At 43.5% G+C, this 25,900-nt stretch carries 19 protein-coding genes; 13 read left to right on the forward strand and 6 right to left on the reverse strand.

What is annotated here, in order from left to right; all coding sequences use genetic code 11:
- Positions 1–493 precede the first annotated feature (493 nt).
- The 7 genes from hemF (at position 494) to HUW51_RS21615 (ending at position 12,144) form a co-directional block, all read left to right on the forward strand.
- Entirely contained in the window at positions 494–1,390 is an 897-nt protein-coding gene (hemF, locus tag HUW51_RS21585) for an oxygen-dependent coproporphyrinogen oxidase (RefSeq protein WP_185271673.1), read from the forward strand.
- A 935-nt stretch (positions 1,391–2,325) separates the two neighbouring features.
- Entirely contained in the window at positions 2,326–6,414 is a 4,089-nt protein-coding gene (locus tag HUW51_RS21590) for a VWA domain-containing protein (protein ID WP_185271674.1), read from the forward strand.
- A 128-nt stretch (positions 6,415–6,542) separates the two neighbouring features.
- Positions 6,543–7,091: a hypothetical protein gene (locus HUW51_RS21595; RefSeq protein ID WP_185271675.1), complete on the forward strand. Its 549-nt coding sequence runs from the start codon at positions 6,543–6,545 to the stop codon at positions 7,089–7,091.
- Positions 7,092–7,530: 439 nt separating this feature from the next.
- Positions 7,531–8,112 (forward strand): phosphatase PAP2 family protein, encoded by a 582-nt coding sequence (locus HUW51_RS21600; RefSeq protein WP_185271676.1) that lies wholly within the window; start codon positions 7,531–7,533, stop codon positions 8,110–8,112.
- A gap of 178 nt (positions 8,113–8,290) precedes the next feature.
- Complete coding sequence (locus HUW51_RS21605) at positions 8,291–10,651, forward strand: TonB-dependent receptor (protein ID WP_185271677.1); 2,361 nt, start codon at positions 8,291–8,293, stop codon at positions 10,649–10,651.
- A gap of 2 nt (positions 10,652–10,653) precedes the next feature.
- Complete coding sequence (locus HUW51_RS21610) at positions 10,654–11,577, forward strand: DUF4249 family protein (protein WP_185271678.1); 924 nt, start codon at positions 10,654–10,656, stop codon at positions 11,575–11,577.
- A gap of 300 nt (positions 11,578–11,877) precedes the next feature.
- Complete coding sequence (locus HUW51_RS21615) at positions 11,878–12,144, forward strand: hypothetical protein (protein WP_185271679.1); 267 nt, start codon at positions 11,878–11,880, stop codon at positions 12,142–12,144.
- 109 nt (positions 12,145–12,253) lie between these two features.
- On the opposite strand, the gene HUW51_RS21620 is transcribed toward HUW51_RS21615, so the two are convergent.
- Positions 12,254–12,838, reverse strand: a complete 585-nt coding sequence (locus HUW51_RS21620) for a riboflavin synthase (RefSeq protein WP_185271680.1) — start codon at positions 12,836–12,838, stop codon at positions 12,254–12,256.
- A 203-nt stretch (positions 12,839–13,041) separates the two neighbouring features.
- Positions 13,042–14,439, reverse strand: a complete 1,398-nt coding sequence (locus tag HUW51_RS21625) for a sugar transferase (protein WP_228466815.1) — start codon at positions 14,437–14,439, stop codon at positions 13,042–13,044.
- A gap of 243 nt (positions 14,440–14,682) precedes the next feature.
- Between HUW51_RS21625 and HUW51_RS21630 the strand changes: the two genes are divergently transcribed.
- The 3 genes from HUW51_RS21630 (at position 14,683) to HUW51_RS21640 (ending at position 16,591) form a co-directional block, all read left to right on the forward strand.
- Positions 14,683–15,336, forward strand: coding sequence for a protein-L-isoaspartate(D-aspartate) O-methyltransferase (locus HUW51_RS21630; protein WP_185271681.1), 654 nt, complete (start codon positions 14,683–14,685; stop codon positions 15,334–15,336).
- Positions 15,337–15,485: 149 nt separating this feature from the next.
- Positions 15,486–15,980, forward strand: a complete 495-nt coding sequence (locus HUW51_RS21635; RefSeq protein ID WP_228466817.1) for an acyl-CoA thioesterase — start codon at positions 15,486–15,488, stop codon at positions 15,978–15,980.
- Positions 15,981–16,027: 47 nt separating this feature from the next.
- Positions 16,028–16,591, forward strand: coding sequence for a hypothetical protein (locus tag HUW51_RS21640; protein ID WP_185271683.1), 564 nt, complete (start codon positions 16,028–16,030; stop codon positions 16,589–16,591).
- 93 nt (positions 16,592–16,684) lie between these two features.
- Here the strand turns inward: HUW51_RS21640 and HUW51_RS21645 are convergent, their stop codons facing one another.
- The 3 genes from HUW51_RS21645 to alaS all read right to left on the reverse strand — a co-directional run bounded on the left by HUW51_RS21645 (position 16,685) and on the right by alaS (position 22,092).
- Positions 16,685–17,809, reverse strand: a complete 1,125-nt coding sequence (locus HUW51_RS21645) for a TlpA disulfide reductase family protein (protein ID WP_185271684.1) — start codon at positions 17,807–17,809, stop codon at positions 16,685–16,687.
- 80 nt (positions 17,810–17,889) lie between these two features.
- Positions 17,890–19,347 (reverse strand): Asp-tRNA(Asn)/Glu-tRNA(Gln) amidotransferase subunit GatB, encoded by a 1,458-nt coding sequence (gene gatB / locus HUW51_RS21650; protein WP_185271685.1) that lies wholly within the window; start codon positions 19,345–19,347, stop codon positions 17,890–17,892.
- Between the two features lie 102 nt (positions 19,348–19,449).
- The gene (gene alaS, locus HUW51_RS21655) at positions 19,450–22,092 is read right to left on the reverse strand and encodes an alanine--tRNA ligase (protein ID WP_185271686.1); all 2,643 of its coding nucleotides are present in this window, start codon (positions 22,090–22,092) and stop codon (positions 19,450–19,452) included.
- A gap of 284 nt (positions 22,093–22,376) precedes the next feature.
- Between alaS and HUW51_RS21660 the strand changes: the two genes are divergently transcribed.
- The gene (locus tag HUW51_RS21660; RefSeq protein WP_185271687.1) at positions 22,377–22,715 is read left to right on the forward strand and encodes a MerR family transcriptional regulator; all 339 of its coding nucleotides are present in this window, start codon (positions 22,377–22,379) and stop codon (positions 22,713–22,715) included.
- Between the two features lie 170 nt (positions 22,716–22,885).
- Here HUW51_RS21660 and HUW51_RS21665 read toward each other — a convergent pair whose 3' ends face one another.
- The gene (locus HUW51_RS21665; RefSeq protein WP_185271688.1) at positions 22,886–23,083 is read right to left on the reverse strand and encodes a hypothetical protein; all 198 of its coding nucleotides are present in this window, start codon (positions 23,081–23,083) and stop codon (positions 22,886–22,888) included.
- A gap of 612 nt (positions 23,084–23,695) precedes the next feature.
- Between HUW51_RS21665 and dprA the strand changes: the two genes are divergently transcribed.
- Together dprA and HUW51_RS21675 are read left to right on the forward strand one after the other, a co-directional pair.
- The gene (gene dprA, locus HUW51_RS21670; protein WP_185271689.1) at positions 23,696–24,811 is read left to right on the forward strand and encodes a DNA-processing protein DprA; all 1,116 of its coding nucleotides are present in this window, start codon (positions 23,696–23,698) and stop codon (positions 24,809–24,811) included.
- A 117-nt stretch (positions 24,812–24,928) separates the two neighbouring features.
- Positions 24,929–25,768, forward strand: a complete 840-nt coding sequence (locus HUW51_RS21675; RefSeq protein ID WP_185271690.1) for an aminotransferase class IV — start codon at positions 24,929–24,931, stop codon at positions 25,766–25,768.
- The last annotated feature ends 132 nt before the right edge of the window (positions 25,769–25,900 follow it).

Raw genomic sequence — 25,900 nt, forward strand, 5'->3', positions numbered from 1 at the left:
CATCCCAGAATAATTGCATCTCCTTCCCTGTTATAAGGAAAGGCGCCGTAGGCGGAAAGGTATTTGTGTCAAGATTAAAAGAACAAATACTTAAGCAATAAAATAACTTCACTTAGCAATAAAGCGTTAATAGAGGCTATGCGAACCAGAATTTATAAGTTTATCTGACTTGATTCGGAAGGTACGGAAGTAAATTCGTGCCATAGTACTGAACCCTGTTTATATTAACCTAAATTGCTTCACATTCCTATTTAGAAAATCGTTGTTCTTTTATTTTATAAAACATTTTCGCGCTTAATCATTTTTATTTTTAAAATTCTTAGCAGTTTTAAAATAACCCTTTTTAATTTTGAACAGTTTTAACAGAAATAGCCTGTTTAAAAAGGTAGTTGCCAGACGAGATGTGGCTCTTTTTTAAAAATTTTAATTTTGCAAGATAAAGAGACCTATTGCAAGCGCATTACCGGGGTTATAATAAGTAGCTGACGAAAGAATGAAAAAAGAAGTAGAAGCGTGGTTTCGCAATTTTCAGGATAGGTTGTGTAAAGCTTTAGAGGCCAGCGACGGCCAGGCAACTTTTCAGGAAGACAACTGGCAACACGAAACCGGCGGTGGCGGTCGTTCCCGGGTTATTCAGAACGGAGCCATTTTCGAAAAAGGAGGCGTAAACTTTTCGGCTGTTTCCGGAGAAATGCCTGTGGCGGCAGCGGCCAGGTTATTAATGCCCGACAACCGCTACTTTGCTACGGGCGTTTCGGTTGTGCTGCATCCGCAAAATCCCATGATTCCGATTACCCACATGAATGTGCGTTACCTGGAGGCGGGTAATGGCGAGGCTTGGTTTGGGGGTGGCATCGATCTCACTCCTATTTACGTAGATTTAGATCAGTCCCAATATTTTCATGAGCAACTCAAGAAAGTATGCGACCTACATCATCCGGATTTTTATAATCGCTTTAAACAGTGGGCCGATGATTACTTTTATTTGCCGCACCGGCAGGAAACCCGGGGCATCGGCGGCATTTTTTTCGACCGGTTAACGGCCAACGAAAGCATCAGCCTCGAACAATTATTTGCTTTTGTGCAGGATGTAGCCGATGTTTTCGCGCCTACTTATACTACCATCATCGAACAAAACCGCCATAAAACTTATACTGAGGAGCAAAAAGAATGGCAGTTGCTCCGCCGCGGACGCTACGTAGAATTTAATCTGGTGCACGACCGGGGCACTAAGTTTGGTTTAGAAACTGGCGGTAGAGTAGAATCAATTTTAATGAGTTTACCTACTTATGCGTCCTGGCGGTACAATTATAAACCCGTCCCTAATAGTCCGGAAGAACAAACACAGCAATTTTTAAAAAAAGGCGTTAACTGGTTACAGGTTAAATAAACTCAAGTTCTTATTTAACATAGTTTTTTAAATTTAAGAAAAAATCATATAACTAAACCCCTGCTTTTATATAATTATCCGACATCGGGTTTTACTTTTGTAAACAGGTAAATAGCTAAATTTTTAAAATTTAACTTATTTAAAATAAGATATTTAGCTTGCTATTTTAGCAACTTGTAATTACATTTACTTGTAGTAATATTTTATATAATTATTTCCTCCCGCGGCCAATAGTTGTGGCTTTCGTTAGTGCGTTACCGGTTTCTTTATTTTCTTTAGATTATATTTTTTAAATTAATTGGCTCTATTCACTTAAAATCAAATAATTGATTTTAAAACTGTTCCTGATTGTTTAGGTAAGCTTAATTATTTAAATTCTTAATCTTTTTTAATTTAAGGTTCGCGTATCTTTCTCTTGTTTCAGAACCTGTTTTGTGCTTACCTGGCATTGTTCATTCTTGCGTAACAATCCTAACTCTTTGGATTGCTATTGTTGCAATTAGCCTGTTTTCATAACATTATAGCCAAAGTTAATAACGGCAATTAATCCCGCATTCTGTTATGCTTGCTATAGTAGCCAAGAAAATTAATTCCATTACTCCCCCACTGTAAATTCTTTACAGATAACTATCCTGATGCATTTTTTAAAATATTTATTAACTGCTCTCAACTTCTGCCCTATGCTACTACACTTTACTCAAAAACAAAATACCCGATAGTAGAGCTTTTAACATCACCCTTCTAACCTACCACTGCTCATTCAGCCTTGGGTTTTGACTCTTGTTTTAACTTCTATCTTATACTGTTTTTTTCAGGCTGAACGAAATTCTGCTTTTCTGCTAACGCCATACTCTTCGAGTAAAACCCCCTTTTCTCAATAAGAGCTACAAGTCTTGATTGCTTGTTTGTGTGTTTTTAAACTTTAATCTTTTCTTATGAAAATATTTCCTTACTTGTTTAAAAACCTGGAATGGAGAGTATTTTTTAAAAAATTTACTTTTTCTGTTTCTACTTTCTTTTTATATCGCTCGCTACACTTCTTTTTTAAATTTTTAATATTTCTTATTGGCTCTTTTTTTATTACCCAACAGACATGGGCTGGCGACGGCCGCATTGTCGTGGCGCCATCCAATAGTTTTGGTATTCGGGGAGTCATGAACTTCTCGGTAAATTATCGCTACTTACCCACGCCTGCCGATATTACCCGCTTGCGCCGTGCCATAGAAGGTGCCAGTGATATTATTTGCGATGCTACCGACGGGCAAATTGTTTTTGGCACCGTTACCATTACAGCCGGCGGCACCAACGACGATCGGGCCGACGTCTGGATTCTGCCGCAAAATGGACGCTCGGGTGTAAGTTTCTTTTTAAATGGGAGCGGCTTAGGTACCCTGGGTTCGCACATCGACCTGTACCAGGGCGGTATTGATGGCGGCGTTCTGGCTCACGAACTGGGCCATTTAGCTTTTGGCTTGGGCGACGAATATGACGAGCAATGCCGTTGGGGCGGACCGTGCGGCATCGGGCCAGCCTTTGATCCGGGAACCATTGATGCCCGCAATAACACTTTAATGCAACAAAGTGGAATTGATCAAACCGAGTTTACCGTAGCGGCCAACCACGACTTATTGCGGGGCGATGGTACTCCTTGTGTAAATAACAACTGCAGCGGCATGGCCGTTGATTGCAGCACTTGCCAGGGATATAATGGTACTACCAACCGTTTTGAAACGACGCAGCATACCCAGATGCACGGCGGTAATTCGGAGTGGCAAATTATAGCCAATAATTATCCCGCTCTTGGCCTGGTTATACCGGCCTTACCGGTAGCCGCTCAACCCTCTAATTGCCGGGCATACCTGAACATTATAGAAACCGTAAATGCCAGCGACCTGGTTTGTTTGGTAATGGACCGCTCCGGTAGTATGCAGGAAAGAGATGCCGGCGATGGTACCCGCATGGAATTTGCGAAAGCGGCCGCCCGTGCTTTTGTGGATGTATCTTTGGGATTAGGTAATAATTACCAGTTAGGTTTAGTTTCCTTTAGCGATGCTGCCACCGTAGATCAACCGGTGCAATTACTTACTTCCGCCAGTGCCACTACTATAAAAAATTCAATTAATGCTTTAAATGCCAGTGGTAATACTGCCATAGGTGATGGCTTAATTTCCGGAGCTTTTGAGATGATTGGTAAAACCGGATCCAATCCTACTTTGTTCTTATTGTCTGATGGCCAAAATAACCGGGGCACCAATCCCCAGGATGTTATTCCGGTTTTAAGAAGTAGAAACATCCGCACGTTTACCATACCAGTAGGTAATGGCGCCGACCGGCCTTTGCTGTCCAACATTGCTTCTACCACCGGGGGCCGGATGCTGGATGCTCCCACCGGCGATGAACTCCCGCCAATTTACATGGAACTGGCCGCTATTCACTCGGGCAATAGTTTGGTGCTGCCGCGCAATGAGTTCTCGCTGTATGGTCAGATAATTATTGGCGCCCCCAAACCCGCCGATAAGCCGCAGGGCGCTTTGGTGGAAAGTCAAAATTACCCGGTAAACGTTGAAGCCGATGCGCAGGGCCTTATTGTATTTTTATCAAACCGCAACCCTACAGTTAAAAATTGGTTTCCTACGTTTACCATTACAGGCCCCGATGGCAGCGTAATTACGCCCCGCGATCAGCCTTTTATTGGTACCGATACCTATTATCAGATTATCCGGATACCAAAACCGGCTCCGGGGCAATGGAATATTAAGCTAGAGTCGGCCACAGGACAGGCCACTTTCGGGCACGTTTTAGCTTTTGTCCAAAATCCTTCGCCGGATTTGCACGTCGATGCTTTCCCAAAAGTAGTAACCCCCTCTGAAAAAGTAACTATCTCAGCTATGGCAGCTTACGGCGCCGAAATAGAAGATGGGGTGGAATACAGTGGTTTTGTGCTTCGACCCGATAGTTCTTACTCCCCGATTACGTTTACCAAAAACCCTTTTACGCGTAAAGTTTCGGCTACCTTCGACGATTATAACGGCCGTGGCATTTACCAGGCTACCATTCAAACGGTGGTTTCGGGCGGCGCTAAATTGTTCCAGGGCGAAAGAATTTTTCCGGGCACCCCCGATCCGGGTATTACGGTTCCGTATTTTACCCGTACGGCTACGGCTTCCTTTTTCTTAAACAGCCCCAATTTTCCACCCGACCATTCCGAAGATTCAGATAAAGACGGTATACCGAATAATGTGGAAGATAGGTTTCCGGATGTAGATAATGATGGCATCCCTAACTCTTTAGACGAAGATTCCGATAACGATGACATTCCGGACAAAGTAGAAAGTGTCGGGGACTTAAACCAAAACGGCATACCGGATTTTGTCGACCCCAACAACGCTACGAACTGCCCAGATAACCAATCTGGTCTTAAAATTGGTAAAATAACCCTGCAAAGACCTACCTGCGGCCAAGCAAACGGCAGTATACAAATTGCCGTAACGGGCGGGCGCGGCAAATACACCTACAAGTGGAGCCATCTTACCAACTTAAACGAACCCATTGCGGGCAAGCTTCCCGATGGCATTTACAGTATTATTGTAACAGATGAGGCCGGCTGTAGCGCTTCTTCTATTTTTAACTTGTTACAGGATTGCTCTAAAAATGTGGTGGTACAAAATAACTGCCCCGATAAAGTGGTGCAAGGCTGTAAATGGAATTTCCGGTTAAAAGTAGATGTACGGAAATCGGCTGCGCCCCATAACCTATTGGGTAGCTTTACCGGTAAGCTCAGTTGGGATCCGGCCCAACTCGAAGCCGTTGGTACCGCCTCGCTCCTGAATAAATACAAAGGTTACGTTCGGTTAGATAAAGCCGCCGGTACTTTAAGCTTTAACGGTGCTAATTCAACCGGTATGGCGGGTATTGTAGATATTCTTAGTACCGATTTTATAACCAAAGCCAAAGCAGGCGAAAAAATTAGCTTAAAAGCCGAATTCTCGGTAATGGCTGCTGCCAAAACTTACGCCGATCTCACCTCTAAAATGTTAATCTCTATTTGCGAGCCAACGGTTAGTAAAGGCGGCGGGGTACTGGGCGATGTAAACGAAGACACAAAAGTAAACTCTACCGATGGTTTAATTGTGCTGTCGTACGATGCCGGCAAGGCCGTGCCTAAAGCTGTTAAAACTCGCATTGATCAAGGATTTGGCGATGTAAACCTGGATAAGAAAACCAACTCTACCGATGGCTTGATTATTCTGGATTACGAACTGCGGAACAACAGTAAATTCCCGGTAGGTACTCCTTTCTGCCCCGCCGACACGAAGGCCCGCTTAGCCCAAACTCTAAACCAAGGCAAAGTACTGATTTCGGCCAATGGTTCGGTTAATAAAACCGACGAATCCATGATGGAAGTACCGGTTATTGTGGACATGAGTCCAACTGGCGAAGCTTTAGGTAGCTTTACAGCCGCCGTTACCTGGAATACGGCTGCTCTCGAACTGATCAGCATTAGTGGTGGCGAGTCTCAAGGCTTTGCCGATCCTATCGTGAATCAGGATGAGCTAAAAGCGGGCAAACTAATGGTAGTTAATGCGAATCCGGCGGGAGCTAAAGGTGCGGTTCATATTTTCACGCTTCAGTTTAAAAAGCGGAGTTTACTCAGTGAAAAAGACTTAATCTTAAATTTCACCAGCTTAGCTAGCGCTTACAACTTTACCGATTTAACTGCTAACGTACAAGCCCAGGTTAAAATAACCGATGAAGCCCTGGACAATGATTTTGAAGTGGCTCCGAATCCGTTTAACCAGGCTACCCTGGTGCAGTACCGCGTTAAAACAACTACCCAGGTAGATATTAGCGTATTTAATGCGGCCGGCGAAAAAATTATTACTTTGGTAAAAGGCCGCGTAAAAGCGGGCCAACACACCTACCGTTGGGATACCAGCGCCGGTAATGTAATGCCCGGTATGTATATCCTGAAAATGCAGGCTGGCAAGGATAACCTAACCAAAAAAGTGATTTACTACAAATAATTTTTAAAATTTTGTTCTTTTACTATAAAGCCTGCTGCTTAGCAGGCTTTATAGTTATACAAAAGTTATTCTACATGCGTTTTATAACTAAAGCTTTATTGCGCATGTGGTGTTAATTAAAAAATCTCATGAAAAAAATACTGATACTAATAGCCTTACTCCCCGTGATAATGGCTAAAGCCGATCAACCACCTTGTTGGTGCGATTTCAGCGTGAAATCATCTAATCAGCAATTTGTAGCGCACGTGAAAGGCGTAAAAAACTCCGCTAAACTTAATCCACCTTATGGTCAATGGGAGATATTTGTTTATAAAAAAAACGCGGCAAAAGATAGCACTTTACTCTGGAAGAGCCATTACCTGTACGATGGCTACACCGATGGCGTTTTATCGGATGATGGGCAATATTTTGCTTACGTTAATTTCTGGTACCAAAACCAGGCACCGGTTATTCAATTGTATCATAATGGCAAGCACACCGGCAGCATTGCGGGTACCGCGTTTAATATACCAGCCGGTAAAATTACCAACACCGTTTCGCATAAATTATGGCTGACCCGCGAAGGGCAATCTTACAGCTTTGTTAAAGAAAATAAAGATTACCTTTTACAAGTAACAACCATCGATGGAAAAGCGCATCTGATTGATTGCGCTAAAGCTGAATTAATAAAATCGTAAGTTTTTAGTATAGCCCTTCCTCCCATCACGTGGATTTACTTCCGTGTCTTGGGATTTGTAAAGTAAAGTCTCATTCGCCTAGCTGCAGTTGTTTCGTAAAGTTGTTTCTTTACTCAGGTTCTGCTCTTTTCTTGATCCAAATACCCTTCCGCCTTCGGCACCTTCCCTAAAAACAGGGAAGGAGATGCGGTTAGTCTGGAATACACGATATATCTAAAAACCTGCTGAATAACAGAACAGTTTATTGTCAGCTCTTGCATCTGGAACAGCTACTTGTAGCAAACCTGGATAGAAGAATTTTAAAAATTTAAATTTTACTTGGCCTTAATCCTTACTTGGCAATTACCAGTAGAAAGTAAAGTTGGGGGTATCGGGTGATTCATTTTTAATTATTTACTTTGCAGCCGGATATATACTACCTGAACTACAACTGGGCACCGTGCTGGACAAACTAAAACAACTGGATCACGAATGGTTTTTGGCAATTAACGGGTATCATTCCTCTTTTTGGGATCCCATCATGATTGCTATTTCAGATCGCTGGTTTTGGATTCCTTTTTATGCTTTATTGGTAGCATTTTTAATTTTCCGGTTTCGGCGGCAAAGTATTCTCATGTTCTTGGCGGTGGCTTTGTCCTTAATAGCTGCCGATGGCATTTCATCCAGGTTTATAAAACCTTATTTTGCCCGGCTACGCCCCTGCCACGATGCCTCTTTATCCGAAACCATTAATATTGTGGCGGGCTGCGGTGGTAAGTTTGGCTTTTTGTCCTCGCACGCGGCCAATACGTTCGCCATTGCCATGCTCTTTGCGCTGATGTTACCCGAACGTTACCGGTATTTTAAAATTTTTGCGTTTGTCTGGGCCATTGTTATATCGTACAGCCGGGTTTATTTGGGCGTGCATTTTCCTGGTGATGTTCTGGGAGGAGCCGTTTTAGGTATACTTCTCGGATTCATTTTTGGCTTATGGTTCCGGAAATTATCTGTCCGTTACCCCTACTTTGCACCCCGCCCTTGATCTATAGTTAAAGCGGATTTTTATATCAGGTTGTAAAAAATTACCCCTTTAAAGCATTTCCTGCATTCTAGTATTTATTGAAGCAAGATTTGGTGCTAATTCTTCTGGCTATTAAAATTTAACTTTCCTGCGCTAAATTTGTTAAGCTAAAGTACTTTTAGGCCGAATTTTAAATTCTTTGAACAAGCTTTTTTTTACCTTATTTTTTCTTCTTTTAACCAACCTGGTTGCCGGGCAGCAAAAGTTTACCATTAGCGGCTACATTCGCGATGCAGTTTCCGGGGAAAGTTTAATTGGCGCTACCATTCGCGTGCAAGAAATTTCGAACCAGGGCAGCACTACCAACAATTACGGCTTTTACTCTATTACCTTGCCCGCCGGTTCTTATACCATTTTGGCGCAGTACTTAGGATACCGTTCCCGCGAGTTTAAAGTTGATCTGAAAGCCAATTATCAGCAAAATATTCTCCTGGAGGTGGCTTCGGTGCAGGTTGAAGAAGTCGTAATCTCCGATCGCAAACCCGATGAACAGGTTAAAAGCACGCAAATGAGCCAGGTAATTTTACCCATCGAGCAGGTAAAAACCTTACCGGTATTATTCGGCGAAACCGATATTTTAAAAACTGTTCAGCTTTTGCCCGGTATAAAATCCGGGGGCGAAGGAAATACCGGTTTTTACGTACGGGGCGGCGGAGTCGACCAGAATTTAATTTTACTCGACGAGGCCGTAGTGTATAATCCGGGCCATTTATTTAATTTTTTCTCGGTTTTCAACGGCGATGCCATCCGAAATACCACGGTTATTAAGGGCAACATGCCGGTCCGCTACGGCGGCCGCTTGGCTTCGGTATTGGATATTAGTATGAAGGAAGGAAATAAAGAAAAGCTTCGGGCCGAAGGCGGTGTGGGTTTAATTGCTTCCCGTTTGCTCGTAGAAGGTCCGTTGGCGCAACAAAAATCGTCGTTTATGGTATCGGGGCGCCGGACGTACCTGGATGTGCTCGCCAATCCATTTTTAAAAAATACCGAACAAGGTGGCGTTCCTTTTTCTTTCTACGACCTTAACGCCAAAGTAAATTACACGCTTTCGCGCCAGGACCGGCTGTACCTGAGCGGCTATTTAGGCAATGATAAAGGCTCTTTCGATTTGTCGGATGGCCGGTTTAAGGCAGATTTTAACTGGGGCAACAAAATAGCAGTAGCCCGCTGGAACCACTTATTTTCGGATAAGTTGTTTTTAAATGTGTCGGCAGTATATAATCAGTACCGGTTTATTTTTGATTCGCACTTTGATAATTACAGTTCTAAACTGGATACCGGCGTAAAAGATGCCAGCTTAAAAGTAGATTTTGATTATTACCCTAGCGTGCGGCATACGTTGCAGTACGGTTTGCACTACACCAAGCACCTGGTAACGCCCCGCACCGGCACGGCTCAAACCGACGAAGGAGTAGATTTTTCCACGGACCGGGTGCGTCGAAAGCAAGTGCACGAAGCCGCCCTGTACCTTTCGGATGATTGGAACCTCTCCGACCGGCTAGCTTTAAATTTAGGCTTGCGTTGGAGTGGGTTGCGCCAAACTGGCCCTTATACGCAATTTAATTTAACTCCCGCAGGCAATTTAATTGATTCCGTAACCTACCGGGCTAATCAAAAAGTAAAAGAATATCTTACCCTGGAGCCCCGGCTTTCGTTCCGGTACTCCGTAACCAATAGCTCTTCGGTAAAAGGCGGTGTTTCGCGGAACGCGCAGTATTTGCACTTGGTTTCCAATGCTTATACGGCTTTGCCTGTGGATATCTGGGTACCCAGTTCTGTTTTGGTAAAACCGCAATACTCGTGGCAATACACGGCCGGGCTTTTTAAAAATTTAAAAGAAAACCAGTACGAGGCTTCCGTGGAAGTGTATTACAAAACCCTGGAAAACCAATTAGAATACCGCGATGGTTACGTACCCGGCCCTTTAAACAAAGATTTGGAATACGAGTTTGTGGTGGGCAATGGACGCTCTTACGGGGCTGAATTTTTCGTCCGGAAAAACCAGGGGAAATGGCAGGGTTGGCTGGGTTATGCCTTAGCCCGTACTACCCGCACCTTCCCGGATTTAAATAAGGGAAAACCATTCCCGGCCCGCTCCGACCGCCGCCACGATTTGTCTCTGGTATCGTCTTATAAATACCACGCCAATTGGACATTAGGCGGAACTTTTACCTACGGCACTGGGCAATCAGTTACTTTACCCGAACGGCGGTATGTAATAGAAGACGCTGTGGTGTACCAATACGGGGCCCGCAACGGTTTCCGGATGCAGGCTACGCACCGCTTAGATGTTTCGGCTACTTACCAGAAAAAACGCGACGGTTGGCTGCAAAGCAGTTGGACTTTTGCCGTGTATAATTTGTATGGCCGCCACAATCCTTTCTTTTATTACATCGATAACGAAGGCAGTCCGTACAACAATTCTTTATCCATAAAAGCAAAAAAGGTTAGCGTATTTCCTTTTCCTATACCTTCCGTAACCTGGAACTTTAGTTTTTAAGCATGAAGCCTTTTTTTAAAATTTTACTTTTCTGGGGAGTTAGTTGGCTGCTTTTTAGTTGCGAAGAAGAAATTGCCATTGAACTTGCCCCCGGCGAAGAGCAGCTAATTGTACAAGGCCACATCGAGCCGGAAGCGCCACCATTTGTAATATTAACCCGCAGCAAGCCCGTATTTTCTATCTCGGAACAAGATGATTTTAGTTCTTCGCTGGTACACCAGGCACAGGTTTCGGTGCAGGTAGATGGTCGTGTTTACCCTTTACAGGAAGTAACTATTTCCAGTTTACCGGCGGCACAACAACAAACTATCCGAGAGCAATTCGGCTTTACTACCCCCGAGATTTCAAATAAAGTATCGGTTTATACCTCAACCGAACTTAAAGGAGAAACCCGGAAAATTTACCTTTTGCAAATTCTGGCCGAAGGTAAAACGTTAACCGCTACTTCCAGCATTCCGGGCCCCACGCCCGTAGATTCTTTGTGGTTCCGGCCGCATCCCAATCCTAAAAACGACAGTTTAGTTACCTTGTGGTACCGGTACCAGGATCCGGACACCTTGGGCAATAACGTCCGTTTTTTTACCAGCCGCAATTCCGAACCTTTTTACCCCGGCTACCAGGCTTCGGTGCTCACCGACGAATTTGTTAATAATCGCACCATCGAGTTCCCGCTGGAACGGGGTTATCCGAAATCGGCCAAGGTAGATCTGGAAACCTACAGTTATTTTAAAAAAGGCGATACCGTGCGTTTAAAATGGACCACCATCGACTATGCGCATTATCAATTTTGGTTTACCCTCGAAGCCGACCGGGCCAGTAACGGCAACCCTTTAGGTTTTCCGACTACGGTGCGTTCTAATATTAAGGGCGGCCTGGGCATTTGGGGCGGTTATGGCGTTAGCCGCCATACGGTTGTTAGTTATTAGTTGAAAGGTTAGAAGGTTGAAAGGTTGAAAGGTTATTAATTTTTTATGTAGCTTCTTCCACTTCGTTATGAATAAAAATAATTATTGCTTCTAATATTTGAATAAAGTTGATCAAATCAATTTTTAAATTTTTAGCTTTTCTGGATTTCTGTTTTCGGCGGAACCTGGTGGTTTTGTTCTGGTGTAATTCTCATAGTGCTTAATTTTTGCTTGCGCTTGGTTGTGGAAAACAAAGTTTTTAAAAATTAAACCTTACCCGAACCAACCCGCGTATGGGTACTATCACTTAAAAATAAAACTATGAGCGAAGCAAAGAAAACCACCAACCGCAAAGAAATTGAAAAATGGGCGGAGCAACACGGTGGTGTACCGTCTATTATAAAAGGTACCGAAAAAGATGGCAAAGGCGAAGGCGTACTGCGCATCCACTTTCCGGATAAAAGCAAGGATAACGAAAACTTTGAAGAAATTAGCTGGGACGAGTTCTTTAAGGAATTTGAAGCGAAAAAGCTGGCTATTCTGCTCAGCGATAACAGCAGTTTTAGTAAGATCGTGAACCGCGATTAAATTATCTCGCTTTACCCTTATAAAAAAATCCGGTAACCTTTTTCTGGCTGCCGGATTTTTCTTGTTTAGTAAATTTTAAAAAATTTACTAAACAAGAAACCGCTATAGGTTACTTACCCAGTAGTTTAGCTACGTATTTGCCAATAATATCAAATTCGAGGTTTACGGTGCTGCCGGGTTTAACTTGTTGCAAATTGGTATGCTCGTAGGTATACGGAATAATGGCCACCGAAAATTGGTTATCCTGGGAGTTTACTACCGTTAAGCTAATACCGTTCACGCAAATCGAGCCTTTTTCTACGGTTATGTTGCCGGTGCTGCTATCATACATAAAGGTGTAAAGCCAACTGCCGTTTTGGTCGGCTACGCTTACACAAGTAGCTACCTGGTCTACGTGGCCTTGTACTACGTGTCCGTCAAACCGCCCATTGGCCGGCATACAACGTTCCAGGTTTACTAAATCACCTACCGCTAAACTGTTTAAATTGGTTTTTTGCAAAGTTTCGTCGATGGCGGTTACGGTATATTCCTGACCCTGAATTTCTACCACGGTTAAACAAACCCCATTGTGCGATACACTCTGATCAATTTTTAATTCGGATGTAATTGCGGAGCTTATGGTAAAATGTTTATTCGTATTCTCTTCTTGGATGTTAGTTACTTTCCCGAGAGTTTCAATAATGCCGGTGAACACAGATAATAAAATTTAAAATAAGGTAATTTTTAAAAAAATTGCTTCGCTGCTACGAACAATCCTATTCTTACAAACGATAACAAACAAATATGCCAGGTTGTTACCTATCCATGAAACAGCCGTAGGTTTCAAGCAATCAAATTAAAATAAACTAATGCTACTAATTCAAGGATTTTAACATACAACTTACAACTTGCAGCAACCTATTTTCCCCGGCCTTCCACAATTACTTTAATGGTATAGAGCAGCACCCGGAAATCCATGGCTAAGGACATATTTTCGATGTAAAGAATATCGTATTTCAAGCGTTTAATCATTTCCGGCACGTTTTGGGCATAGCCAAATTTCACCAGGCCTAACGAAGTTATTCCGGGCCGCACCCGTAACAAATGTTTGTATTGCGGCGCCGCCTGCACAATCTGATCGATAAAATATTGCCGCTCCGGCCTTGGCCCAACCAACGACATTTCGCCTACTAATACATTATAAAACTGCGGTAACTCATCGAGGCGCACTTTGCGCATAAAACGGCCCCAAGGCGTCACGCGCGGGTCCTGGTCCGATGATAGGGCCGGACCATTAGTCTCGGCGTTGGCAACCATACTCCGGAACTTATAAATGTAAAAAGGGCGGCCACTCTTGCCAATGCGCTCCTGCCGGTAAATAATGCTTCCCGGCGACGATAATTTTACTAAAATTGCCGTGATAAAGTAAACCCAGCAAAAAAATACCATAAAGCTCAGCGACACGCTGATATCTACTACGCGTTTGGCAATTTCCTGCCAAACCGGCATTAAATCTTGCTTTACCTCAATAAGCGGGGTACCAAATAAATGGTTTACCTTCACCGAGCCCAGTAAAATCTGGTACACATCGGGTAAAATACTGATGCGCACATTTTCGCCTTCGAGCAAACTTAAAATTTCAGTAATTTTTTCGTGTTCCGAAGGCTCTATGGCAATAATTACTTCTTCTATCTGGTGTTGCTTTATTAAATCGGCAATATCGCGGTAAGGGCCCAGGTTACACAGTTCGTCTTCGTAAAAATGGCCAAAGGAATCGTATACGTGCACAAAGCCTTTAATTTGTAAACCTAAATGGCGGTTGTTTTTTTCCAGCTCGCGGTACACCTCGCGGGCATTGGTGTTGGACCCAATGATTAACGTATTAAAAGCAATTTTCCTTTTTTTAACCAGGTTTTGGTTATGCGTGATGGCCAGCGTTTTAGCCAGGGCCGCCATAGAAAAATGAACGGCCAGGTAAGTGCCAATGGTTTTGTAATAAGCCTGATAATTATAAATACCCTCGTCGTCGAGAAATAAAACAAAGAAAATAATGATGCCGCCAAAAAAAGAAATTTGCGCTAAATTTAAAATTTCTTTTACCCGCGATTTACGGAAAACTTCGCGGTACTGGCCAGTTAATGCGTAAAGCAAGGTCCAGAAAGAAGCAATAATGGCGGAGTTGCCGAGCAAAGAATAAGTTACCTGAATAGGGCCTTCCTGCAGCATTATTTTGCGTAACACAAAAAATAAAACCCAGGCCAAAAAGGCAGCTATAAAATCGACGAGAACAAAATTTATCTTTTTTACTTTACGCACAAACAGCGTTTTAAACAGGTAAATGGCCGGTTAGCATTTTATTTAACGCCGAATAAAGCTAATCGTAAATTCCGGTATATCATAAAATCCGTTTTTTATATCTAACCAGATTCCTAATTTCGCGGTTTAGCCGTTTAGTAGGGCACTCGATGCGTTTACACGCTAAATAAAATATTAAACCAAAATTACAGGTAATTTTTAAACCATAAAAAAAGAATTATTTTACTAACAACTCTACCCCGCATGCACACAGATACCTACCGGCACAAAGGAATGCGCAAAGTTCTGGTAAAACTCCTGAGAGAAAAAGGAATAAAAGACGAACGGGTTTTGCAAGCCATTGCCACCGTGCCCCGGCATTTTTTTTTCGAAAAAATGTTTCTGGAACATGCCTACCAGGATAAGGCTTTCCCCATTGGCGAAGGCCAAACCATTTCGCAGCCTTATACTGTAGCTTACCAAACCGAGTTGCTGGAATTACAGCCCACCGACAAAGTTCTGGAAATTGGTACCGGATCAGGTTACCAGTGTTGCATTTTGCTGGAAATTACTCCGCAAGTGTACACCATCGAGTACAACGAAGTATTATTCCGGAAAGCGCTACACTATTTTAGGCTGCATCATTTAAACCCACATACTTACTGCGGCGATGGTTCGGAGGGTTTGCCCGAAGAAGCGCCTTTTGATAAAATATTAGTGACGGCGGGCGCGCCGGTAATTCCAAAAAGTTTAATTGGTCAGTTAAAAGTTGGCGGAGCCTTGGTAATACCGGTAGGCGACGAACAAAGCCAGAAAATGGTGCGCGTGGTGCGCGAAACAGAAGACGAATTTACCCGCGAAGTTTTCGCTGATTTTAAATTTGTACCCCTGCTGGGCAAATCGGGCTGGAATAAGTAAGGTTGGAGAGTTATGAGTTTTAAACCATAACTGGTAACTGGTAACTGGTAATTGTTAACTGGTGAAAGGTAAATTTCGGTATCTTTGCGGAATAAATTAGATGTATGGGCATCCGGAAACACAAAAGCGTTAAAGAATCATTTACCACCATGACCGAATTAGTATTGCCGAACGATACTAATACCCTGAACAATTTAATGGGCGGTCGGCTCATGCATTGGCTCGATATCGTTTCGGCAATTACGGCACAGAAACACTCTAACCGCATTGTAGTAACGGCTTCGGTAGATAATATTTCATTTAAACAAGGCATTAAACTGGGCAACGTTATTACCATGGAAGCCCAGGTAACGCGCGCTTTTAACACATCCATGGAAGTGCACGTAAACGTGTGGGCCGAAGATATTCCGTCAGGGACTAAAATGAAAAGCAACGAAGCTTTTTTAACTTTTGTGGCCTTAGATCAAGATGGGAAACCGGTAGATGTACCGGAAGCAATCCCCGAAACCGACGAAGAAAATAGTTTATACGAAGGCGCTTTGCGGCGCCGGCAACTGCGCCTGGTACTTGCGGGCCGCATGAAACCGCACGAAGCCAAAGAATTAAAATCTATCTTTAATTTAGAAGAACAACTACCGGAATAAACGTACTGGCCACAGTATTTTGTTCTGGAATTTTAAAATTTTAAAAAATGACAAGCCACGCGGAGGATTTAGCATTTTTTCAGCAGCTCTATACTGAGCCTTTATTTATTATACCGGAGCCATCCGAGATAGTTGCGCCGGCACCCGCTGCGGCTGTAGTTCCGCAGGAAACTATTAGTCCGGAAGAAATAGACCGTTGGGGCAGCACGCAGCCGGTTAAAAAATACCCCCTTGTGGGCGAAAACAAGAAAGGTTTAGTGATACTGGTATCTTTGCCGGAGCAGGCATTTTCTGCTTTGCCCAAAAATGAGTTTTTAATTAAAATACTGGGTGCTATCCGGTATACGCCGCAGGATGTGGGCTACGTAAACGCGCAACAAACCAAGTCCGTGAACATTCACGATCTCAGCAAAGAAGTAACCCTGAACCACTTGCTGGTTTTTGGCAAAAATATTCTGGATATGACCGAAGATTCACGGGTTAGTTATTACAAACCCGCTAGTATTGGGCGTACTCCCTTATTAATTGCTGAAGATCTAGCTGCTATTGAGTTAGATGTAAATAAGAAAAAGCAGTTATGGGGTGCACTGCAATCCATGTTTTTAAAGTAAACAGCTAATAAATGCCAAACTATAGAAACAACAAAGGCCTTCTTTAAAAGAAGGCCTTTGTTGTTTGGGCAAATTTTTAAAATTTAAAATTTCTTAATTCAGTAATTCAGCTACTTTGGCTTCCAGTTCCGGGCCACGTAAGTTACGGGCGATAATTTTACCTTCCCGATCGAGCAACACGGTTTGCGGAATGGCTTGAATGTTATACAACTGCGCGGCAGCACTTTCCCAGCCTTTTAAATCTGAAACGTGGGGCCAGGTAAGCTGGTCTTTTTGAATGGCGCCTAACCATTTTTCCCGGGAGTTATCCAGCGATACACCAAAAATCTCAAATCCTTTGGCTTTGTACTTATTGTACATACGAACCACATTAGGGTTTTCTTGCCGGCAAGGGCCGCACCACGATGCCCAAAAATCGATTAACACATATTTCCCTTTTAAAGAAGATAAGGAAAGTGGTTTACCATCAGGGCTGGGCAACGTAATATCGGGGGCGGCTTTACCAATGGCTAAAGTTTTTAGCGGTTCCAGTTTACTAACTAAAGCCTTGGTGTACTGCGACTCGGGTAAATTTTTGTTGAAAACCGTAGCCATGCTATCGGCAAAAGCCAGGTCAGTTTCCGGGTTAAGTAAATTTAAAGTAGCAAAAGCCGCTACGGCCGTTTTGCCATGCTCCCGGATAAAACTTTTTATTATAGCCCCGTTGCTTTTTTGCATAGCCATGTATGCTTCCTGAATCACTTTTACCGAATCTTCGTTGTTCGATTCGGTAGCTTTGGTAAAGCGTTGCTGCAACTGCATAGCGCCCGTCTGCATTTTATCCAGCTTGTCGGTGAGTTGTTTAAACAATTGCGCTTCTTCCGAACCTTTAATGGCGTAGGTCTTCCGCATGTCTTTAGCATCGGCCTCTACCTGAATTTCTTTATTGTCCAGCATGAGCAAAATCATGTTCTGGTCGGTTAAAGAAATGCGGTAAACCGTAGGTTCGGTCACTTTACCCTCAAAAGTAAAAGAACCATCGTTTAACACCGTAGCGGTATCTTTAAAAACAAATTGCTGCGCCCCCAATTCGCTTAAATATACCTTGCCCGAACTTTGGTTATTTAGTTTGCCGTAAATTTTATAGCTGCCACTATCCACCCCATTTTTAGAACCCACTTTATTACAAGCGGCCAAAAGGGTAAGGGGTAAGGCCAAAGCTAATATTACTTTTTTCATGATTAATTTTTAAAATTTTACCATTGCTGGCTGTTCAACCTTATAACCCGAATCATACCAAAATTCTAGGGAAAAGGCAACTACAACTTGGCCAGACTTTCCTGGAGTAATTTGTTTACTGCTTTCGGATCGGCTTTGCCTTTGGTTAACTTCATAATTTCGCCCATAAACATACCTACCAAAGCGGTTTTACCAGCCTTGTATTCAGCTACTTTTTTCGGGTTACCCGCCAGCACTTGATCGATAAATTCCTGTAACTGTCCGTCATTCGATTCTTGAATCAGGTTTAACTCTTCTGCAATGGATAACGCTGATTTAGAAGGATTTTGTATGAGCTCCGGGAAAATACTGCGGTTAGCGGCCGTATGGTTTACTTTACCGGCATCTACCAGCGCGATAAGTTCGGCCACCTGCTGCGGCTGCAACGGAAACTCACTGATGTGCAAAGCCAGTTCGTTGATGTAGGATTTTACGGGCCCCATCATCCAGTTCGAAGCTGCTTTGTAATTGGTGGTATGCTGGCAAAGCGCATCAAAGTACAAGGCAATTTCTTTTTGGTCGGTTAGCACGTTGGCATCGTATTCCGGTAATTTATATTCCTGCGTAAACCGCTCATATAGTTCGTGCGGCAAGCTCGGCATTTCGGCTTTGATTTTTTCCAGCATTTCTTCCGATACAATAACCGGGGTTAAATCCGGCTCCGGAAAATACCGGTAGTCGTTCATGGTTTCTTTGGAACGCTGGCCGCTGGTGGTGCCGGTTACGGCATCAAAACCCCGGGTTTCCGATTCAATAACTTCGCCGCGCTCCAGCATTTCAATCTGGCGATCTATTTCGTGCTCAATGGCGCGTTGCACATTCCGGAAAGAGTTCATGTTCTTTACCTCTACCTTGGTACCAAACTGCTTGGCTCCTTTCAGCATTACCGATACGTTGGCATCGCAGCGCAGCGATCCTTCTTCCATGTTGCCATCGCAGATATCCAGGTAGCGCACCAGTTTTTTTATTTCGGTAAGGTAATTATACGCTTCTTCGGAAGTATGAATATCCGGCTCCGATACAATCTCGATTAACGGCACGCCCGCCCGGTTTAAGTCAATCAACGATTCGGTTTCGCCGGCCAGGTGCATGGATTTTCCCGCATCTTCTTCCATGTGAATCCGGGTAATACCCACGCGCTTCTCCCCTTGGCTCGTTTGTACTAAAACAAACCCTTCACGGCAAATCGGGGTTTTATCCTGGGTTATCTGGTAACCCTTCGGAAGATCGGGATAAAAATAATTTTTTCGGGCAAAAATATTCTGGCGGGTAATCTGGCAATTAGTCGCTAAACCCATTTTAATGGCATAATCTACCGCTTTGGCATTGGCCCGCGGCAAGGTACCCGGGTGCCCCAAAGTAATTACGCTGATGTTGGTGTTGGGCATGGTGCCGTATTCCGTAAAATCAGATGCAAACATTTTACTTTCCGTTAGCAACTGCGCGTGTACCTCTAAACCGATAATGGGCTGGTATTTGTCTCGGATATTTTCTTCCATTTTATTTTAGACTCTAGTAGCTGGATACTAGATGCTCGATTATGATTTTTAAAATTTTATTAAAAGCGACCTTTTTCTAAATACTAATTTAATGTTAGGCTTTTACTTCTGCAACTCCGCTTGCAGCAGGGCAATAGCTTTTGCCGGAATGGCGTTTAATCCAGCGACCTCTTTGCCGCCGGCCGTGGCATAGAAAGGTTGGCCACCGCCGCCCCCTTTTATTTCTTTGGCCAACTCTTTTACCAGATTTACCGCGTTCAGTTTACGATCGGCTACCAGGTTATCCGACAGCATCACCGCCAATTGGGGTTTGTTATCGATTTCGGCAGCCAGCACCAGAATTAAATTTTCCGGCATAGAATTACGCGCATCGAAAGCTAATTTTTTTAAATAATCCGAAGAACTCACTTCTACTTTTTCGGCAATTACTTTTACGCCGTTTATTTCCTGGGCTTTAGTAAGCAAAGAATCTTTTAAAACGGTAAGTTGCTTGAGTTCAAATTGTTCTAGTTGTTTTCTTAAAGTAACGTTTTCAGTAACTAGCTTCTCGATGGCTGTTGCTAAATTATGCTGGGTTCCCAGAACTTCTTTCACTGCATCCAGTTGGGCAAGTTGCTCGTTGATGTAATCCTGGGCGTAACCAGCCGTATAAGCTTCAATGCGGCGCACGCCAGCCGCTACCGAACTCTCCGAAACAACTTTTAATAAGCCAATTTCGCCGGTATTAGGTACGTGGGTACCGCCACACAGCTCCACCGAATAATCTTTATCAAAAGTAATTACCCGCACAAACTCGCCGTACTTTTCGCCGAACAAAGCCGTAGCACCCAGTTGTTTCGCTTCGGCAATTGGTACGTTGCGTTTTTCGTCTAAAGCAATGCCTTGGCGAATATGCTGATTCACGATAGATTCTATGTCGCGCAACTGATCGTCGGTAACTTTAGTAAAGTGTGAAAAGTCGAAACGCAGTAGTTTTTCGTTTACCAAAGAACCTTTTTGCGCCACGTGGCTGCCCAGCACCTCGCGCAAAGCCGCGTGTAGCAAGTGGGTAGCTGAGTGGTTTTTCTGAATTAACCGGCGTCGTTCTTCGTCGATGCGTGCCACTAAAGGCGCTTCCAGATCCAGGGGTAATTCAGTAGTAATATGAATAATTAAGTCGTTTTCTTTTTTAGTATCCAGCACTTTTACCTTGCTCAAATCCGATTCCAGAAAACCGCTATCGCCTACCTGGCCGCCGCTCTCGGCGTAAAAAGGCGTGCGGTCCAGTACCAGTTGGTACTCGGTTTTATTCTTGGTTTTTACCTGGCGGTATTTCACCAAACGGGCTTCGGTAGAAGTAGCATCGTAGCCGATAAACTCGGTGGGTACATCTTCGCCCACGAAAATCCAATCGCCTTGTTCGGTAGCGGCAGCGTTGCGGGAACGGGTTTTCTGCGCCAGCATTTCGGTTTCAAAGCCCGCTTCGTCGATGGTAAATCCTTTTTCTTTCGCAATTAAAGCCGTTAAATCTGCCGGGAAGCCAAAGGTATCGTATAATTCAAAGGCGGTTTTGCCATCGATGGTATTTCCGTTTGCTTGAATGGTTTCGTTTAAAGCATCTAAGCGCTTCAACCCATTTTCCAAGGTCCGCAGAAAAGCCAGTTCTTCTTCTTCAATTACGCGCTGCACAAAGGCTTGCTGGGCTTTTAACTCCGGAAATACGTTGGCAAACTGATCGGCCAATACCGGCACCATTTGGTACAGGAACGGTTTTTTAAAATTTAAAAAAGTAAAGGCATACCGCACCGCCCGGCGCAAAATGCGGCGGATTACGTAACCGGCTTTGTTGTTAGAAGGCAACTGTCCATCAGCAATGGCAAACGCAATGGCCCGGATGTGGTCGGATAATACCCGGATGGCAATATCGGTTTTCTCGTTGTCGCCGTATTTTACGCCGGCTTGTTCGGCCACAAACTGAATCATGGGCTGGAACACATCGGTATCGTAGTTGGATTGTTTGCCCTGTATAGCCATGCACAACCGCTCGAAGCCCATGCCGGTATCTACGTGCTGCGCAGGCAGTTTCACCAGCGAACCATCGGCCAGGCGGTTAAACTCCATGAACACGTTATTCCAGATTTCTACTACCTGCGGGTGATCGTTGTTTACGAGATCTTTACCGGGTTTCTGGGTTACTTCTTCTTCGGAGCGTAAGTCAATGTGAATTTCGGAACACGGACCGCAGGGGCCGGTATCGCCCATTTCCCAGAAGTTGTCTTTTTTAGAGCCAAACAATATCCGCTCCTCACCGCCTAAAATTTTCTTCCAGATTTTAAAAGCTTCGCTGTCTTCGGGTAAGCCGTCTTTTTCGTCGCCGCCGAAAACGCTCACGTACATCCGTTCTTTAGGTAGGTTATAAACTTCGGTGAGCAGTTCCCAGGCCCAGTTTAAAGCATCTTTTTTAAAATAATCGCCGAACGACCAGTTGCCCAGCATCTCGAACATGGTATGGTGGTAGGTATCGTAACCTACTTCTTCCAGGTCGTTGTGTTTGCCCGAAACGCGCAGGCATTTCTGGGTATTGGCTACCCGCGGCCACGGCGATGGTTTATTGCCTAGAAAGTAATCTTTAAACTGGTTCATGCCGGCATTGGTGAACATGAGCGTAGGATCATCTTTCACCACTATTGGTGCCGATGAAACAATGTGATGGTTTTTAGAAGCAAAAAAATCAAGAAACTTTTGTCTGATCTCCGAAGAATTCATTTATATTCTTTAAGTCTTAATTCAAGGTTAAGGTTTGATCCGATTGTTTATCAGGAAAAAATAATTCAAATTCGCCTTCAGGAACGTTACCGGCCAAAATCCGTAAATAGGCATTTGGGCAAAAGTAATGTTTTTTAAAATTATTCGGTAACCTTATTCTTATTTTATACCCGTAAGGGCTTTAATGGCTTATTTTTAAAAATAAACTGAAAAGTAAAACAGCGTATACAGTTTTAGGCCATAGAAGCAAAGCGAGGGTACCCGGTAATAAATAAAAGATTGTTATGCCTTTTAAGGAAAAAGAAATAGAAAAACAATATTACAGCATTGGCGAAGTAGCGGCCATGTTTCAGGTAGCGCCTTCGCTGATTCGCTTTTGGGAATCGGAATTTGAAGTTTTAAAACCCAAGAAAAGTAAAAAAGGAAACCGGCTGTTCTCTAAAGCAGATATTGAAAACTTACGGATGGTGTACCATTTGGTAAAAGAACGCGGTTATACCATACAAGGCGCGCGCGAAGTGTTAAAGCACCGTGCCGTACAAACAAAAGATAAAGTAGAGATTATAAAATCGCTGGAGAAAATCCGGGAGTTTCTGGTGAATATGAAAAGTGAACTGGGGTAATCCAATAGCACCTTCCGGAGTTAGAGGTGAGGTGTATCGCCTGCAACGGGGTAGTTACAACAGCTTACATTACGAATTTTAAAATTTTTGATTCGGGATAAACCTCAAAAATAAAAAAACTAGCACACTAAAAAGGCCACCTTCCGGTGGCCTTGGTTTTACGAGTCAGATTATTTTTGGCGGCCCAGAATAACACCATACGCAATTAATCCGGCGGCTCCGGCAAAAGCCAGGTATTGTTTGTTCCGGGTCGATAGCGACCGGTATATATCTAAACCAAATTTACTGGGGTTCCTGAATGCCTCCATCAAATTGTTCGGGTTCGATAGGAGCTCTTTCACGTCAAACTGTTTTTGTGCGTTTTCCATAGTTTTAATCATATAAGAATCAGGTTCTGCTTACGTTAAAACAAGTAGTGCGTTATATTCCAGGCTCAAAAAAGCGGTTTATTTATAGATTTACCTTCTAATTTCCGTTTAGTATAAACTTCTAACTTTAGCTTTTTAATGCTTGCTATGCAACAGATAACCTCAGCCAAGTGCAAAATCTGACGCTAAACTGTTCTGTTGTTCAGCGAGTTTTTAGCGTCTTGATTTTCGTTGGTTCTGGGGGTAGGGGCTTCTTACTTTGTGTCAAGACAAAAAGAACAGAACCTGAGCAATAAAACAACTTCAAGCAGCAAATACAACTAAATCAGCAGCTATGCGTACGAGAATCTATTACTCAAATAGCAAGTCACGGAAGTAAATCCGCGCCATAGTTTTGCTAGCATTCGTTGAAAGCAAGTCACCGAAGTAAATCCGCATCATAGTACAGGAATCATAAAGAAGTAAATTCCCGCCATAAAAATCACTTTAGCCAACAACCTAAATCGTAAATTTTTAAAAATTTTAAAATTTGTAAGAGAGGCAAATCAACGCGTAGAAAGTTGGCATTATTTTTAAAATTACCATCAACACAACTTTAACCTAATTGTTTTCTTGTCTTCCGATTCTTTGTTATACGAAGTAGCCCTGGGTTTGCTGCCCGGCGTGGGCGATTTACTTACCCGGCAACTGATTAGTTACTGCGGCTCCGCGAAAGCCGTGTTTACTACGCCCAAAGGTAAATTATTAAAAATACCCGGCATTGGGCCTACTTTTGTCCAGAACTTTAATCCAACACCAGCGCTGCAGCAAGCCGAAACCACCATAAAACTGGCCGAAGAGCAGCAGGTTCAATTATTGTTTTACACCAACCCCGCCTATCCTAACCGCTTGAAACATCTGGCCGATGCGCCTTGCCTCTTGTTTTACAAAGGCAACGTAGATTTAAACCATAGCAAAATGGTGAGTATTGTGGGTACCCGGCAAGCAACCGACTACGGCAGGCGCATCACCGAAAAAATTGTTACGGATTTACAGAAGCACCAACCCGTTATTGTGAGTGGCCTGGCTTACGGCATTGATATTCTTGCGCACCGGGCTGCGGTGGCAGCGGGCTTACCAACCCTGGGCATTATGGCCAGCGGCCCCGATATTATTTACCCGGCCGTGCACCGGAAAACCGCCGAAAAAATGCTGGAAAACGGCGGCCTGATTACTGAAAACACCTTTGGCACCAAACCCGACGCACCGCGCTTCCCGGCCCGCAACCGCATTATTGCCGGCCTCGGCGATTGCACCATTATTGTGGAAGCCGCCATTAAAGGTGGCGCCCTAATTACCGCCGACATTGCCCACAGTTATAACCGCGACGTAATGGCCGTTCCCGGCAATATCGATAATGCCGTGTCGGAAGGCTGTAACTTTTTAATTAAAACCAACAAAGCCGCTATTTACACCGAACTTCGGGATTTAGAAGAATTACTAAACTGGGATAATGCCCTGGCTCCATCTACAGCTAAATTTAGCAAAGCCAGCTTATACAATGTAGAAGAATTTGAACCCGACGAATGGCAAATAATTAAGTTGCTTTTATCTATGAAAGAAGAATTAATTGACAACATTGCCTGGAAAGTACAGATTCCGGTAAGTCGTTTAGCGTCGGTGCTTCTGGGCCTGGAGTTTAAAGGCGTCGTAAAATCTTTACCCGGTAAAAAATACGCCTTGGTTTAAATTTGCTTTGCAGCAAGTAACCTGTTGGCTACAGAACAGGCCCGTGCCAGAAGTAAAACTATTTTATTTTAACCAGCAGAAAGCGGAACTTAGCACTTTCATTTTAATGGAACCCGCATGCACCTGCTGTACAACCTGCAATTATTAGCTGAAGAAAATTTTAAAATTTCTTTTAACAATCGTGCTTTTCAGTACAACGATGGATTATTCGATACTTTAATCGTTGAGCAGGGTAAAATCCGGTTTCTGGCCGACCATCTGGAACGCATAATGCAGGCCATGCAACTTTTAAAAATGCAGGTACCAGCAGAATTTCAAAATTTAAATTTGCTGGAAGAAAGAATATCGGAACTGGCTGCAGTGAACCAATTACAAGATAAGCTCGCGCGTGCTAAAATCCATGTTTGGCGAGCACCGGGCGGGTTGTTTACCCCGGAGCAAAATCAAGCCGAAAGCCTGATAACCGTACAGGAACAACCGGTTATATCGGCGTTTATACCCCAGGCCGGGTTTGCCGCTAGCGTTCAAAATCAGTATTCTTCTTTGTCATTTTTTAAAGGCCCCTTCGCCACGCAATACGTTTTAGCCAGTCTCGAAAAAAAAGAACGCCAGCTAGACGAATTGATTTTAATAACTCCACAAGGCTTTGTATCCGAAGTTTTAGTAGCTAATATTTTCTGGATCAGAAATAATGTCGTTTACACCCCCGCCCTGCAAACCGGTTGCATTGCCGGCATTATCCGGAAAAATATTTTAAAGCTGGCGGTAACCCAAAACATCGACATACAAGAAGGTTTATATCCGGTTTCGGAGTTAATGCAGGCCGACTTTGTTTTTACCTCCAATGTAACCGGATTACGTACCATCCAGCAAATTCAGGAAAAGCAATTTGCCCACCAGCATACCATTCATGATAAATTAAACCAGCTACTTTTTAGCGGTTCGGGCAAATGGTAAATTTTTAAAAATTTATGATTTTGAGTTAATTCATTTCCTAAAATAAATGAAATCTCATTGCTGATTTTATTTACCAGAAAACCAGTCCTGCTTTTTACCCACGAAACCCCTACCTTTGCGGTTTATTTTAAA

This window comes from Adhaeribacter swui (assembly GCF_014217805.1).
Taxonomy (GTDB): domain Bacteria; phylum Bacteroidota; class Bacteroidia; order Cytophagales; family Hymenobacteraceae; genus Adhaeribacter; species Adhaeribacter swui.

What these genes read in the sequence shown, in the direction of transcription:
- hemF (WP_185271673.1), top strand. Translation starts at nt 494, where the DNA reads ATGAAAAAAGAAGTAGAAGCGTGGTTTCGCAATTTTCAGGATAGGTTG.
- HUW51_RS21590 (WP_185271674.1), top strand. Translation starts at nt 2,326, where the DNA reads ATGAAAATATTTCCTTACTTGTTTAAAAACCTGGAATGGAGAGTATTT.
- HUW51_RS21595 (WP_185271675.1), top strand. Translation starts at nt 6,543, where the DNA reads ATGAAAAAAATACTGATACTAATAGCCTTACTCCCCGTGATAATGGCT.
- HUW51_RS21610 (WP_185271678.1), top strand. Translation starts at nt 10,654, where the DNA reads ATGAAGCCTTTTTTTAAAATTTTACTTTTCTGGGGAGTTAGTTGGCTG.
- HUW51_RS21615 (WP_185271679.1), top strand. Translation starts at nt 11,878, where the DNA reads ATGAGCGAAGCAAAGAAAACCACCAACCGCAAAGAAATTGAAAAATGG.
- HUW51_RS21630 (WP_185271681.1), top strand. Translation starts at nt 14,683, where the DNA reads ATGCACACAGATACCTACCGGCACAAAGGAATGCGCAAAGTTCTGGTA.
- HUW51_RS21635 (WP_228466817.1), top strand. Translation starts at nt 15,486, where the DNA reads ATGACCGAATTAGTATTGCCGAACGATACTAATACCCTGAACAATTTA.
- HUW51_RS21640 (WP_185271683.1), top strand. Translation starts at nt 16,028, where the DNA reads ATGACAAGCCACGCGGAGGATTTAGCATTTTTTCAGCAGCTCTATACT.
- HUW51_RS21645 (WP_185271684.1), bottom strand. Translation starts at nt 17,809, where the DNA reads ATGAAAAAAGTAATATTAGCTTTGGCCTTACCCCTTACCCTTTTGGCC.
- gatB (WP_185271685.1), bottom strand. Translation starts at nt 19,347, where the DNA reads ATGGAAGAAAATATCCGAGACAAATACCAGCCCATTATCGGTTTAGAG.
- alaS (WP_185271686.1), bottom strand. Translation starts at nt 22,092, where the DNA reads ATGAATTCTTCGGAGATCAGACAAAAGTTTCTTGATTTTTTTGCTTCT.
- HUW51_RS21660 (WP_185271687.1), top strand. Translation starts at nt 22,377, where the DNA reads ATGCCTTTTAAGGAAAAAGAAATAGAAAAACAATATTACAGCATTGGC.
- HUW51_RS21665 (WP_185271688.1), bottom strand. Translation starts at nt 23,083, where the DNA reads ATGGAAAACGCACAAAAACAGTTTGACGTGAAAGAGCTCCTATCGAAC.
- HUW51_RS21675 (WP_185271690.1), top strand. Translation starts at nt 24,929, where the DNA reads ATGCACCTGCTGTACAACCTGCAATTATTAGCTGAAGAAAATTTTAAA.